The organism is Burkholderia sp. Bp8984, assembly GCF_003853755.1.
In the GTDB taxonomy this organism is placed as follows: Bacteria; Pseudomonadota; Gammaproteobacteria; order Burkholderiales; family Burkholderiaceae; genus Burkholderia.
In genome coordinates this window covers 59,542-71,752 of sequence record NZ_QTQN01000008.1, presented here as the reverse complement: position 1 = coordinate 71,752, position 12,211 = coordinate 59,542, and the positions used below count along the sequence as shown (strand labels likewise).

General features: G+C 69.5%; 13 protein-coding genes. 8 read left to right on the top strand and 5 right to left on the bottom strand.

All coding sequences use genetic code 11. The annotated features are described in order from the left end of the window. Positions 1 to 209 precede the first annotated feature (209 nt). On the top strand, positions 210 to 1,058 hold the full coding sequence (fghA, locus tag DID98_RS10880; RefSeq protein WP_124570679.1) for an S-formylglutathione hydrolase: 849 nt from the start codon (positions 210 to 212) through the stop codon (positions 1,056 to 1,058). A gap of 28 nt (positions 1,059 to 1,086) precedes the next feature. Here the strand turns inward: fghA and DID98_RS10875 are convergent, their stop codons facing one another. The 5 genes from DID98_RS10875 to DID98_RS10850 form a co-directional block, all read right to left on the bottom strand. Beyond that, on the bottom strand, positions 1,087 to 1,338 hold the full coding sequence (locus DID98_RS10875) for a hypothetical protein (RefSeq protein WP_260428060.1): 252 nt from the start codon (positions 1,336 to 1,338) through the stop codon (positions 1,087 to 1,089). 222 nt (positions 1,339 to 1,560) lie between these two features. Beyond that, positions 1,561 to 2,346 (bottom strand): metal ABC transporter permease, encoded by a 786-nt coding sequence (locus DID98_RS10865; protein WP_044844479.1) that lies wholly within the window; start codon positions 2,344 to 2,346, stop codon positions 1,561 to 1,563. Next, on the bottom strand, positions 2,339 to 3,232 hold the full coding sequence (locus DID98_RS10860; RefSeq protein WP_044844478.1) for an ABC transporter ATP-binding protein: 894 nt from the start codon (positions 3,230 to 3,232) through the stop codon (positions 2,339 to 2,341). The genes DID98_RS10865 and DID98_RS10860 overlap by 8 nt, the downstream gene beginning before the upstream one ends. Positions 3,233 to 3,245: 13 nt before the next feature. Beyond that, entirely contained in the window at positions 3,246 to 4,160 is a 915-nt protein-coding gene (locus DID98_RS10855) for a metal ABC transporter solute-binding protein, Zn/Mn family (RefSeq protein WP_124570676.1), read from the bottom strand. A gap of 48 nt (positions 4,161 to 4,208) precedes the next feature. Beyond that, on the bottom strand, positions 4,209 to 4,670 hold the full coding sequence (locus DID98_RS10850; RefSeq protein ID WP_014896195.1) for a Fur family transcriptional regulator: 462 nt from the start codon (positions 4,668 to 4,670) through the stop codon (positions 4,209 to 4,211). 328 nt (positions 4,671 to 4,998) lie between these two features. Between DID98_RS10850 and DID98_RS10845 the strand changes: the two genes are divergently transcribed. The 7 genes from DID98_RS10845 to DID98_RS10815 all read left to right on the top strand — a co-directional run bounded on the left by DID98_RS10845 (position 4,999) and on the right by DID98_RS10815 (position 12,182). Continuing rightward, on the top strand, positions 4,999 to 5,775 hold the full coding sequence (locus DID98_RS10845) for an L-iditol 2-dehydrogenase (protein ID WP_124486942.1): 777 nt from the start codon (positions 4,999 to 5,001) through the stop codon (positions 5,773 to 5,775). Positions 5,776 to 5,847: 72 nt separating this feature from the next. Further along, positions 5,848 to 6,804: a sugar kinase gene (locus DID98_RS10840; RefSeq protein WP_185640844.1), complete on the top strand. Its 957-nt coding sequence runs from the start codon at positions 5,848 to 5,850 to the stop codon at positions 6,802 to 6,804. Next, entirely contained in the window at positions 6,792 to 8,144 is a 1,353-nt protein-coding gene (locus tag DID98_RS10835; RefSeq protein ID WP_124570674.1) for a D-tagatose-bisphosphate aldolase, class II, non-catalytic subunit, read from the top strand. The genes DID98_RS10840 and DID98_RS10835 overlap by 13 nt, the downstream gene beginning before the upstream one ends. Positions 8,145 to 8,233: 89 nt before the next feature. Continuing rightward, a complete protein-coding gene (locus tag DID98_RS10830) occupies positions 8,234 to 9,559 on the top strand; it encodes a sugar ABC transporter substrate-binding protein (RefSeq protein ID WP_044844474.1) in 1,326 nt (441 codons plus the stop codon). Positions 9,560 to 9,661: 102 nt separating this feature from the next. Beyond that, positions 9,662 to 10,609 carry a carbohydrate ABC transporter permease gene (locus tag DID98_RS10825; protein WP_044844473.1) on the top strand — a complete coding sequence of 316 codons (948 nt, stop codon included), beginning with the start codon at positions 9,662 to 9,664 and terminating at the stop codon, positions 10,607 to 10,609. Beyond that, complete coding sequence (locus tag DID98_RS10820) at positions 10,606 to 11,457, top strand: carbohydrate ABC transporter permease (RefSeq protein WP_124486945.1); 852 nt, start codon at positions 10,606 to 10,608, stop codon at positions 11,455 to 11,457. Before DID98_RS10825 ends, DID98_RS10820 begins: the two co-directional genes overlap by 4 nt. Then, positions 11,454 to 12,182 carry an HAD family phosphatase gene (locus tag DID98_RS10815; RefSeq protein ID WP_124570673.1) on the top strand — a complete coding sequence of 243 codons (729 nt, stop codon included), beginning with the start codon at positions 11,454 to 11,456 and terminating at the stop codon, positions 12,180 to 12,182. Before DID98_RS10820 ends, DID98_RS10815 begins: the two co-directional genes overlap by 4 nt. The last annotated feature ends 29 nt before the right edge of the window (positions 12,183 to 12,211 follow it).

Sequence of the window (12,211 nt, the reverse complement as noted above, 5' to 3'; positions counted from 1 at the left end):
CGCGGCAAGCCGGCGGCCGTTTCCCGCGCGCGCCGGGCAGCGGGATCGGAGATCATGCCGGACACGATACGGCTTTGCCGTGTCGCGCGGCACGGCGCGACCTGATCACGCGCGCTCTGCCGCGCGAGATGCTCGACGACGGCGTCGACCCGATGAAGAAGGGCGAATCGATTCGCCCGATCGTGCTGTATTGAACGGAAGGGAACCCCATGCTCGAACTCGTTTCTTCGCATGCTTGCCACGGTGGCGAGCAACGCTTCTATCGCCACGATTCGAAGGCGATCGGCCTGCCGATGAAGTTCTCGGTGTACCTGCCGCCGCAGGCGGCGCACGACCGCGTGCCGGCGCTGTTCTATCTCGCGGGGCTCACCTGCACCGAGGAGACGTTCGCGATCAAGGGCGGCGCGCAGCAGTACGCGGCACAGCACGGCCTCGCGCTCGTGATGCCCGATACGAGCCCGCGCGGCGCGGGTGTGCCGGGCGAGTCGGAGGCGTGGGATTTCGGCGTCGGCGCGGGTTTCTATGTCGACGCGACGCAAGCACCGTGGTCGACGCATTACCGGATGGAGTCCTACGTGACGGGCGAGCTGCGCGAACTCGTCGCGGCCGAGCTGCCGATCGACGGCGCGCGGCTCGGGATCTTCGGCCACTCGATGGGCGGGCACGGCGCGCTGACGCTCGCGCTGCGTCACCCCGACCTGTACCGGTCGGTGTCGGCGTTCGCGCCGATCGCCGCGCCGACGCGCTGCCCGTGGGGCGAGAAGGCGTTCTCGGGTTATCTGGGTGCCGACCGCGAAGCATGGAAAGAGCACGACGCAAGCGAGCTCGTCGCGCGCGCGGATGCGCCGAAGTTCGCGGACGGCATCCTCGTCGACCAGGGCCTCGCCGACCAGTTCCTCGCGAACCAGCTGAACCCCGACGTGTTCGAAGCCGCGTGCGCGAAAGCCGGCCAGCCGCTGACGCTGCGCCGCCATGCGGGCTACGACCACGGTTACTACTTCATCTCGACGTTCATCGCCGATCACAGCGCGCATCATGCGCGGGTGCTGGCACGTTAGTGCGATAAACCGGCCGCGCCATCCGCCATCAGCGAGTGGCGCGGCGCTTCCACTTTCGCAGCGTGCGCAAGGCGAGCCAGGTCACCGGTATCACGACCGCAAGCGCTATCAGCAAATGCACGACGATGACGAGATCATCGCCCGACTCGCCGTCCCAGAATCCGGGAACATGCGTGACGAGCCAAGCCCACGCGCGCTCGGGTATCGGCAGTGCGAACGACTCGTGAGTGAGGCACAGCCGTGCAAGCGACACGGATGCCACGAGTACCCAAGCGGTCACCGCGGCTCGGTACGCGGCTCGCTTCATTTGACTGTAATCGTGCCGTACGCACGCACGGAGGGGCCGGGGATCGGAACCGGCTTCTGCGCGGTCAGCAAGTTTCTCAGTCGCGCGTAATCGATCGTCGATTCGATGGTCACGCATCCCCTGCTGATTCCCTGCACGCCTTTGGGGGCGTGCCGACATGCGCGATTGCGCACCCTGTCGAGCGCCGGCTGAACGTCATGTGCGTCGCCGCAACAGGCTCGCCCCATACACGAGCGCGGACAGCGCGGTGATCCAGAAACTCGTCGGCCAGTCGGTGTGATACGCAAGCGCGATCCCGGCCCACGCTTCGAACAGCGCGAACAGCGCGGCGAGCAGCACGCCGGTCGACAGCCGCGTCGACACGTTCTGCGCGGCCGCGGCCGGCCCGACCAGCAGCGTGAACACGAGCAGCACGCCGACGATCTGCGTCGCCGCGGCCACCGCGAGCGCGCACACCGCGAGGAACAGCATCGACACCGTGCGCAGCGACACGCCCTTGGCTTCGGCCAGCTCGGGCTGCAGCGACGCGAACAGCAGCGGCCGCGCGATCAGCGCGAGCGCGACGAGGCTCACCGCGCCGATGCCGGCCAGCACCGCGAGCGTATCGTGGCTGACCGCGAGCACGTTGCCGAACAGCAGCGCGGTGACCTGCGTCGCGAACGACGTGTAGAAATGCAGGAACAGCAGCCCGAAGCCGAGCGCGCCCGACAGGATCACGCCGATCGCGACGTCGCGGCCCGCGAGCCGTTCGCCGAGCGCGCCCATCCCGATCCCGGCCGCGAGCGTGAAGCCGACCATCCCCCAGATCGGCGAGATGCCGAGCAGCACCGCGCCGGTCGCGCCGGTGAAGCCGACGTGCGACAGCGCGTGGCCGGCGAAGGTTTGTCCGCGCAGCACCAGGAAGTAGCCGACGATGCCCGCGAGCACCGCGACGATCCCCGACGCGGCGAACGCGTTGATCATGAAGTCGTATTCAAACATCGTGCGAATGCCCGGGATGAGCGTGTCCGTGGTGGTGGTGACCGTGATCGTGACCGCCGCCGCCGTGCGAGTGGCCGTCGTCGTCCTCGTGTTCGTGATCGTGCTTCTCGATTTCGACGTCGCCCGACATCACGAAGATCCTGCCGTTCACGCGCATCACGTCGATCGGCGAGCCGTACAGGCGCGACAGCACGGGTTTCGTGATCACCTCGTCGACGGTGCCGAGCGCCGCGACGCCGTTGCCGAGATACAGCACGCGGTCGAGCGCGTTCAGCAGCGGATTCAGTTCGTGCGCGGAAAACAGCACGGTGATGCCGAGCTCGCGCTGGACGTTGCGCACGAGTTCGACGACGCCGCGCTGGTGGTTCGGGTCGAGGCTGATCAGCGGCTCGTCGAGCAGCAGCAGCTTCGGGCTGCCGAGCAGGCACTGCGCGAGCAGCAGGCGCTGCCGCTCGCCGCCCGACAGTTCCGACAGCGGCCGGCGCGCGAGCGTCGGGCCGCCGACGAGGTCGAGCACGCGGTCGACGTCGCGTCGCGTCGCGGCGTTCGTGTGCGGCAGCCCCCAGCGGTGGCCGTCGGCGGCCATCGCGACGAAGTCGTAGCCGCGCATCCGGCGATTCGCGAGGCCGCTTCTGATCTGCGGCATGTAGCCGATCGACGCGTTGCCGCGCACGACCGGCACGCCGCCGACCGACAGCGTGCCGCCCGTGACGGGCACGAGGCCGAGCACCGCGCGCATCAGCGTCGTCTTGCCCGCGCCGTTCGGCCCGAGCACGCCGACGAATTCGCCGGGTTCGATCGAGAAGCTCACGTCGCGCAGGATCGTGCGTCCGCCCAGTTCGAGCGTGACGCGATCGAGTGCGAGTGCGTGGGGAGTGGCGGTCATGTCGTAGCGTGAATCATTTCTTGCTGGCGGAAAGCGCGGCCGCGAGCGCGTCGAGCTGGCCGGCCATCCATTGCTGGAAGGTCTTGCCGGCCGGCTGCGTCTCGGTGACGCTGACGCTCGGCACGCCGCCGTCGCGCGCGACCTTCAGCAGGCGCTTGGTCATCGGCGCTTCGGCCTGGCTGTTGTAGATCAGCACGCGCACCTGCTTCTTGCGCAGGTCGTTCTCGAACGCGGCGACGTCCTGCGCGCTGGCTTCGGTGTCGTTCATCGTCGCGAGCTGGAAGCGCTGGTTGCGCATGTCGAGGCCGATCGCATCCGACATGTAGCCGAACACCGGCTCGGTGGCCGTCACCGGCACGCCCTTGTACTGCGCGCGCAGCGCGGCGACCTTCTCGTCGATCGGCTTCAGCGACGCGACGAACTTCTGCAGGTTCGCGTCGTAGTCGGCCTTGTTCGCCGGGTCGGCCCGGCCGAGCTCGGCCGCGATCGCGCGCGCCGCGGCCGGCATGGTCGCCGGGTCGTACCACAGGTGCGGGTTGTCGCCGGCCTTCTTGCCGACGAGATCCGCGACGACGATCGTCGCGCGCTTCGCCTGCTTCGATGCGGACAGCAGCTTGGCCATCCACGGGTCGTAGTTCGCGCCGTTGTAGATCACGACCTGCGCGTGCTGCAGCGCGCGCGCGGTCTTCGGGCTCGCTTCGAACAGGTGCGGATCCTGGTCGGGACTGCTGAGGATGCTGGTTACCGCGACATGGCGGCCGCCGATCTGCGACGCGACGTCGCCATAGAAATTCTCGGCGGCGACCACGTTGACGGTCGCGGCCTGCGCGAACGCGGGCGCCGCGATCGACAGCGCGGCAGCAGCAGCGGCCAGCAGGCGGGCAAGCGGCAGGGCGCGCCGCGGCGCGCGCTTCAGGGCAATGGACATGGAACTCCTCGTTGGAAGGGGCGGCGCCGTGCGCCGCGCGGTGCGGTGTCAGCGTTGCGCGGGCTTGCCCTTGCAGTGCCCGCACAGGCCGTTCAGCTCGACGACCTGGTGGTGGACTTCGAACCCGTGCGCGGGCTCGCTCGCGGACAACTGTTTCGCGAGGTCGCTGCCCGGGATCTCGACGGTCTCGCCGCACGAATCGCAGATCAGGAACTGGCCTTCGTGCGGCACGCCGATCTCGCAGCACGCGAAGAACGCGTTCTTCGATTCGATCCGGTGGATGAAGCCGTGCTCGACGAGGAAATCCAGCGCGCGATAGACGGTCGTGGGCGGCACGCGGCCGCGTTGGGGCTCGAGCTCGGCGAGCAGGTCGTACGCGCCGATCGGGCGCTGCGCGGCCAGCACGCGTTCGTAGACCTGGCGGCGCAGCGGCGTCCACGCGAGCCCGTGCTCGGCGGCGAATGCGTCGGCCCGGGACAGCCGGGCGTCGATGGGCGATGAGGTGGCCATGGCGTGAAGCAGGCAATGAAACGAAGTATCGCGATGATATAACGTATCTCCATGCCGTGCAGCCCGAATTCCTGCCGATGCACGCGCTCTGTCCCCTTCAGCGCCGTTTCAGCCGCGCCGCACCCAGCCCGCCGCGCCTTGCCGGGCGCGGGTCGCCGGCCGGCGCACGGCGCGGCCGTGCCGCAGCGCATCATCGAAAGCCGCCGTGTCGCCTTGACAGCATGAATCGCGTATCCGATCATTCGATCAACAACAGAGCAATTGATCGGCCGGCGAGCGTTCGCTCACCTCGCGGCCTTCGTGCAGCAGAACGAACCGGAGACAACCAGTGAGACTGGCAGACAAGGTCGCGATCCTGACGGGCGCGGCAAGCGGTATCGGCGAAGCGGTCGCGCAACGCTATCTGGACGAGGGCGCGCGCTGCGTGCTGGTCGACGTGAAGCCGCCGAGCGGCTCGCTCGCGCGGCTGATCGAGCAAAATCCCGGCCGGGCGGTGGCCGTTACCGCGGACGTCACGCGCCGCGACGACATCGCGCGCATCGTCGCGACCGCGGTCGAGCGCTTCGGCGGCGTCGACATCCTGTTCAACAACGCGGCGCTGTTCGACATGCGCCCGCTCCTCGACGAATCCTGGGACGTGTTCGACCGGCTGTTCGCGGTCAACGTGAAAGGGCTGTTCTTCCTGATGCAGGCGGTCGCGCAGCGGATGGTCGAGCAGGGCCGCGGCGGCAAGATCGTCAACATGTCATCGCAGGCGGGGCGTCGCGGCGAGGCACTCGTTTCGCACTACTGCGCGACCAAGGCCGCGGTGATCAGCTATACGCAGTCGGCCGCGCTCGCGCTCGCACCGCACCGGATCAACGTGAACGGCATCGCGCCGGGCGTGGTCGACACGCCGATGTGGGAGCAGGTCGATGCGTTGTTCGCGCGCTACGAGAACCGGCCGCTCGGCGAGAAGAAGCGGCTCGTAGGCGTTGCCGTGCCGCTCGGGCGGATGGGCGTGCCGGGCGACCTGACGGGCGCCGCGCTGTTCCTCGCGTCGGCCGACGCCGACTACATCACCGCCCAGACGCTGAACGTCGACGGCGGCAACTGGATGAGCTGAAGTGGCGCCGCTCGCACGCTTACCCCTGGCGTTCGTGCCGCGCGCGGCCGCCGCCGCACGAGGACACGCATGATGGCGGAGATCGTGGTTGCCGGCGAACTGCTGGCCGAATTCGTCGCCGCCGAGCGCGGCCAGGGCTTCGACGTGCCGGGCCTGTTCGCGGGCCCGTTCCCGAGCGGCGCGCCGGCGATCTTCGCCGACCAGGCCGCGCGGCTCGGCGTGCGCGTCGCGTATGCGGGCTGCGTCGGCCGCGACGCGTTCGGCGACGCGATCGTCGCGCGGCTCGAGCGCGATGGCGTCGACGTCGCGCGCATCCGTCGCGTCGCACGTCCGACCGGCACCGCGTTCGTCGCGTATCGCGACGACGGTTCGCGCAGCTTCGTGTTCAGCCTGTCGACCAGCGCGGCCGCGTGCGTCGACGCATCCGACGTCGACACCGCGATGTTCGACGGCTGCCGCTACTTCCACGTGATGGGCTCGTCGCTGACGAGCGAATCGGCGATCGCGGCGGTCCAGCGCGGCGTGATCGAGGCGGCGCGCGCCGGCGCGAAGGTGTCGTTCGACCCGAACGTGCGGCCCGAGATGCTGAGCTTCCGCCCGATGCGCGCGGCGCTCGACACGCTGCTCGCCGCGTGCCACCTGTTCCTGCCGAGCGAGGCCGACCTGCCGTTCTTCTGCGGGCCGCAGCCGGCCGAGCGCGCGATCGCCGGGCTGCTCGCGACGCATCCGCTGCTCGAACGCGTCGTGCTCAAGCGCGGCGCGGCCGGCAGCGTCGCGTTCGACCGCGCGAGCCGCGTCGACGCGCCGGCTTATCCCGTCGACGAACGCGACCCGACCGGCGCCGGCGACTGCTTCGGCGGCACGCTGGTCGCGAGTCTCGTCGCCGGCCTGCCGATCGACGTCGCATTGCGCCGCGCGAACGCGGCCGGCGCGATCGCGGTCACGCGGCGCGGCCCGATGGAGGGCAACAGCAGCGCGACCGAGATCGACCGCTTCCTGACCGAACGAGGTGTCGCATGCCCGGCCTGACTTCCACTGCCGAACGCCCGCGCAGCGCGCACGCCGGCGCCGTGCTGCGGATGATCTTCGACGCGAACCGCGCGCAGGCGCAGCGCGGCATCTATTCGGTCTGCAGCGCGCACCGGCTCGTGCTGGAGGCCGCGTGCGAGGCCGCGCGCGCGGACGGCTCGCCGCTCCTGATCGAGGCGACCTGCAACCAGGTGAACCATCTCGGCGGCTATACGGGCATGACGCCCGCCGATTTCCGGCGCGACGTCGATGCGATCGTGCAGCGCTGCGGGCTCGCGCCGTCGGCGCTGGTGCTCGGCGGCGACCATCTGGGACCGAACCCGTGGCGGCACCGCCGCGCGGCCGACGCGATGCGCGAAGCGGCCGCGATGGTCGCCGCGTATGTCGAAGCCGGGTTCGAGAAGATCCACCTCGATGCGAGCATGGCGTGCGCGGACGATCCGGCGCGGCTCGACGACCGGACGATCGCCGCGCGCGCGGCCGGGCTGTGCCGCGCGGCCGAAGACGCGGCGGCGCGCGCCGGCGTCGCGCCCGTCTACGTGATCGGCACCGAGGTGCCGACGCCGGGCGGCGAAGTGGCCGGCGACGCAGCCGGCGATGCGATCGCGCGGATCGCGGTCACGCGCAGCGACAGCATCGCGGCGACGCTCGACGCGCATCGCAGCGCATTCGCGGCGGCCGGGCTCGACGACGCATGGACGCGCGTGGTCGCGATCGTCGCGCAGCCGGGCGTCGATTTCGACGATCGCCACGTGCTCGACTACGACAGCGCGAAGGCCGCATCGCTCGGTGCAAGCATCCTGCGCACGCCGCGCCTCGTGTTCGAAGCGCATTCGACCGACTACCAGACCGAAGGCGCGCTCGCCGCGCTCGTGCGCGACCACTTCGCGGTTCTGAAGGTTGGCCCCGCGCTGACCTTCGCGCTGCGCGAGGCGCTGTTCGCGCTCACCTTCATCGAGGACGCGCTGATCGGCGACGGCGCGCAGCGCTCGCAGCTGCGCGACGTGGTCGACGCCGCGATGCGCGCGCAGCCCGAGCACTGGGCGCCGTACTACCGCGGCGACGAGACCGAGCAGCGGCTCGCGCGCCAGTTCAGCTACAGCGACCGGATCCGCTACTACTGGCTGCAGCCGGCCGTCGCGGCGGCGGTCGAGCAGTTGTTCGACAACCTCGCGCGGCAGCCGGTGCCCGAAACGCTCGTCGCGCAGTGGCTGCCGGACGTGTACGCGGCGTGCCGCGCGGGCGGCCTCGCGAAGGAGCCGCGCGCATGGGTGCGCCACCGGATACGCGACGTGATCGCGCACTATGCGCGCGCGTGCGGGATGCAGCGGCCGGCGTGACGGGCCGCGAAGGAAGTGCAGCAACGCGACACACGCAATACGCAATACGCAACACCGACGACAGTTCGAACAATCACAGGAGACATGCCATGCAACGAAAGATGCTCGATGCCGCCGTACGCTGCTTCGCCGGGGCCGCGCTCGCGACGGCCGCGTGCGCGGCGTCCGCCGGCACGCTGACGATCGCGACGCTGAACAACCCGGACATGATCGAGTTGAAGAAGCTGTCGCCGGCGTTCGAGAAGGCGAACCCTGACATCAAGCTGAACTGGGTGATCCTCGAGGAGAACGTGCTGCGCCAGCGCGCGACCACCGACATCACGACCGGCAGCGGCCAGTTCGACGTGATGGCGATCGGCACCTACGAGACGCCGCAGTGGGGCAAGCGCGGCTGGCTCGCGCCGATCACGGGGCTGCCCGCCGACTACGACCTGAACGACATCGTGAAGACCGCACGCGACAGCCTGTCGTACAACGGCCAGCTGTATGCGCTGCCGTTCTACGTCGAGAGCTCGATGACGTTCTACCGCAAGGACCTGTTCGCGGCGAAGGGGCTCAAGATGCCCGACCAGCCGACCTACGACCAGATCGCCGAGTTCGCGGACAAGCTCACCGACAAGGCGAAGGGAACCTATGGCATCTGCCTGCGCGGCAAGGCCGGCTGGGGCGAGAACATGGCGTACGTGTCGACGGTCGTGAACACGTTCGGCGGGCGCTGGTTCGACGAGAACTGGAACGCGCAGCTCACGTCGCCGGAATGGAAGAAGGCGATCGGCTTCTACGTGAACCTGCTGAAGAAGGACGGCCCGCCGGGAGCGAGCTCGAACGGCTTCAACGAGAACCTGACCCTGACCGCGTCGGGCAAGTGCGCGATGTGGATCGACGCGACGGTCGCGGCCGGGATGCTCTATAACAAACAGCAGTCGCAGGTCGCCGACCGGATCGGCTTCGCCGCCGCGCCGGTCGCCGCCACGCCGAAGGGCTCGCACTGGCTGTGGGCGTGGGCGCTGGCCGTGCCGAAGACGTCGAAGCAGCAGGACGCCGCGCGCAAGTTCATCGCGTGGGCGACGTCGAAGCAGTACATCGAGATGGTCGGCAAGGACGAAGGCTGGGCGTCGGTGCCGCCGGGCACCCGCACGTCGACCTACCAGCGCGCCGAGTACAAGGCTGCCGCGCCGTTCTCGGACTTCGTGCTGAAGGCGATCGAGACGGCCGACCCGAACGATCCGTCGCTGAAGAAGGTGCCGTACACGGGTGTGCAGTACGTCGGGATTCCTGAATTCCAGTCGTTCGGCACGGTGGTCGGGCAGGCGATCGCGGGTGCGGTGGCCGGCCAGATGACGGTCGACCAGGCGCTCGCCGCCGGGCAGGCGGCGGCCGACCGCGCGGTCCGGCAGGCCGGCTACAAGAAGTAACGCGGCTGGCACCGTGCGCGCCGCCGCGCACGGTGCGCGTCGCCGATGCAGAAAGGCGGGCCGCCCGTTCGTGCCCGCGTCTCAACCGGAGGGACTCCGATCATGCGTCATTTGCGTCTTCCCCTGAGCCACGCGTCGCCGGTCGGCGATGCATCGTCGCCGCCGGGCGCGCCGCGCCGCGCGCGCGGCGGCGCCAGCTGGCTCGTGTCGCCGTCCGTCGCGGTGCTGCTGCTGTGGATGTCGATCCCGCTCGCGATGACGATCTGGTATTCGTTCTCGCGCTACAACCTGCTGAACCCGGACGTGAAGGGCTTCGCCGGGATCGACAACTACCGCTTCCTCGCGACCGATCCGTCGTTCCTGCCCGCGATCTGGCACACGCTCGTGCTGATCGGCGCGGTGCTCGCGATCACCGTGGTCGGCGGCGTGCTGATGGCCGTGCTGTTCGACCGCAAGTTCTACGGGCAGGGCGTGGCCCGCCTGCTCGCGATCGCGCCGTTCTTCGTGATGCCGACGGTCGCCGCGCTGATCTGGAAGAACATGATCCTGCATCCGGTGTACGGGCTCGTCGCGAACGCGATGCGCGCGCTCGGGATGACGCCGATCGACTGGTTCGCCGATTATCCGCTCACCGCCGTGATCATCATCGTCGCGTGGCAGTGGCTGCCGTTCGCGTTCCTGATCCTGTTCACCGCGATCCAGTCGCTCGACCAGGAGCAGAAGGAAGCCGCGCGCATCGACGGCGCGGGCCCGATCGCGATGTTCTTCTACATCACGCTGCCGCACCTGAAGCGCGCGATCGCCGTGGTCGTGATGATGGAGACGATCTTCCTGCTGTCGATCTTCGCGGAGATCTACACGACGACGGGCGGCGGCCCGGGCGATGCGACGACCAACCTGTCGTACCTGATCTATGCGCTCGGCCTGCAGCAGTTCGACGTCGGCCTCGCATCCGCGGGCGGGATCATCGCCGTCGTGGTCGCGAACGTCGTGTCGTTCTTCCTGGTGCGGATGCTCGCGCGCAACCTGAAGGGGGAGTACGAGAAATGAGCGACCTGACTTTGGAAGGCCGGCGCGCGCCGGCTGCATTCGACCTCGTGCGGCGCGCGCTGCCCGGTGCGCTCGCGTGGCTGCTCGCGCTGCTGCTGTTCTTCCCGATCTTCTGGATGGCGATCACCGCGTTCAAGACCGAGCAGCAGGCGTATGCGTCGACGCTGTTCTTCATGCCGACGCTCGACAGCTTCCGCGAGGTGTTCGCGCGCAGCAACTACTTCTCGTTCGCGTGGAACTCGGTGCTGATCTCGGCCGGCGTCACGGTGATCTCGCTGCTGCTCGCGGTGCCGGCGGCCTACGCGATGGCGTTCTTCCCGAACCACCGCACGCAGAAGGTGCTGCTGTGGATGCTGTCGACCAAGATGATGCCGTCGGTCGGCGTGCTCGTGCCGATCTACCTGCTGTGGAAGAACGCGGGGCTGCTCGATACCGTGTCGGGCCTCGTGATCGTGTACACGCTGATCAACCTGCCGATCGCGGTGTGGATGACCTTCACGTACTTCAACGAGATCCCGAAGGACATCCTCGAAGCGGGGCGCATCGACGGCGCGTCGACGTGGCAGGAGATCGTCTACCTGCTGATGCCGATGGCGCTGCCGGGGCTCGCGTCCACCGCGCTGCTGCTCGTGATCCTGTCGTGGAACGAGGCGTTCTGGAGCATCAACCTGTCGAGCTCGAACGCCGCGCCGCTGACCGTGTTCATCGCGTCGTACTCGAGCCCCGAGGGGCTGTTCTGGGCGAAGCTGTCCGCGGCTTCCCTGCTCGCGGTCGCGCCGATCCTGATCGTCGGCTGGCTGTCGCAGAAGCAGCTCGTGCGCGGGCTCACGTTCGGGGCGGTCAAATGAGCGCTACCGGCGAAGGTGCGGCCGGCGAACGCGCGTTCGGTCACGGGATGAACGTGCTGATCTGCGACTGCGACGGCGTGCTGATCGACAGCGAGGCCGTCGCCGCCGACGTGATCGTGCGCGAGCTCGATGCGCGCTGGCCGGGTGTCGACGCGCGGCCGGCGGTGATGCCGCTGCTCGGGCTGCGCATCGAGCGCGTGCTGGCCGGCGCGGGCGAGGCCGTCGGCCGCACGCTGTCGGCCGGCGACGTCGACGCGATCCGCCGCGCGGTCGAGGCGGCGGCCGTCAACGCGCCGATGGTCGACGGCATCGACAAGGCCCTCTCGGCGCTCAACCTGACGACCGCGTGCGCGAGCAACAGCTACCGCGCGTACGTCGAGGCGGCGCTCGCGCGCACCGGCCTCGCGCGCTTCTTCGGCGACCGGCTGTTCTGCGCGGACGCCGTGGCGAGGCCGAAGCCGGCGCCCGACGTGTATCTCGCGGCCGCGCGTGCGCTCGGCGCGGTGCCCGCGCAGTGCCTCGTCGTCGAGGACAGCGTGACCGGCATCACCGCGGCCGCCGCGGCCGGCATGACCGTGCTCGGCTTCGTCGGCGGCGGGCATGCGTCGGCCGCGCAGATCGACGCGTTGCGCGGGATCGGCGCGCGTCACGTATTCGACGACATGCACGAGCTGCCCGGCTACGTCGCGCGCTGGCAGGCGACTGGCGCGGTGCTGCCGGGCTAGCAACCAGGAACGAATGCGCGCCGCCTTCA

What these genes read in the sequence shown, in the direction of transcription:
- DID98_RS10825 (WP_044844473.1), top strand. Translation starts at nt 9,662, where the DNA reads ATGCGTCATTTGCGTCTTCCCCTGAGCCACGCGTCGCCGGTCGGCGAT.
- DID98_RS10830 (WP_044844474.1), top strand. Translation starts at nt 8,234, where the DNA reads ATGCAACGAAAGATGCTCGATGCCGCCGTACGCTGCTTCGCCGGGGCC.
- fghA (WP_124570679.1), top strand. Translation starts at nt 210, where the DNA reads ATGCTCGAACTCGTTTCTTCGCATGCTTGCCACGGTGGCGAGCAACGC.
- DID98_RS10855 (WP_124570676.1), bottom strand. Translation starts at nt 4,160, where the DNA reads ATGTCCATTGCCCTGAAGCGCGCGCCGCGGCGCGCCCTGCCGCTTGCC.
- DID98_RS10860 (WP_044844478.1), bottom strand. Translation starts at nt 3,232, where the DNA reads ATGACCGCCACTCCCCACGCACTCGCACTCGATCGCGTCACGCTCGAA.
- DID98_RS10840 (WP_185640844.1), top strand. Translation starts at nt 5,848, where the DNA reads ATGGCGGAGATCGTGGTTGCCGGCGAACTGCTGGCCGAATTCGTCGCC.
- DID98_RS10865 (WP_044844479.1), bottom strand. Translation starts at nt 2,346, where the DNA reads ATGTTTGAATACGACTTCATGATCAACGCGTTCGCCGCGTCGGGGATC.
- DID98_RS10835 (WP_124570674.1), top strand. Translation starts at nt 6,792, where the DNA reads ATGCCCGGCCTGACTTCCACTGCCGAACGCCCGCGCAGCGCGCACGCC.
- DID98_RS10815 (WP_124570673.1), top strand. Translation starts at nt 11,454, where the DNA reads ATGAGCGCTACCGGCGAAGGTGCGGCCGGCGAACGCGCGTTCGGTCAC.
- DID98_RS10820 (WP_124486945.1), top strand. Translation starts at nt 10,606, where the DNA reads ATGAGCGACCTGACTTTGGAAGGCCGGCGCGCGCCGGCTGCATTCGAC.
- DID98_RS10850 (WP_014896195.1), bottom strand. Translation starts at nt 4,670, where the DNA reads ATGGCCACCTCATCGCCCATCGACGCCCGGCTGTCCCGGGCCGACGCA.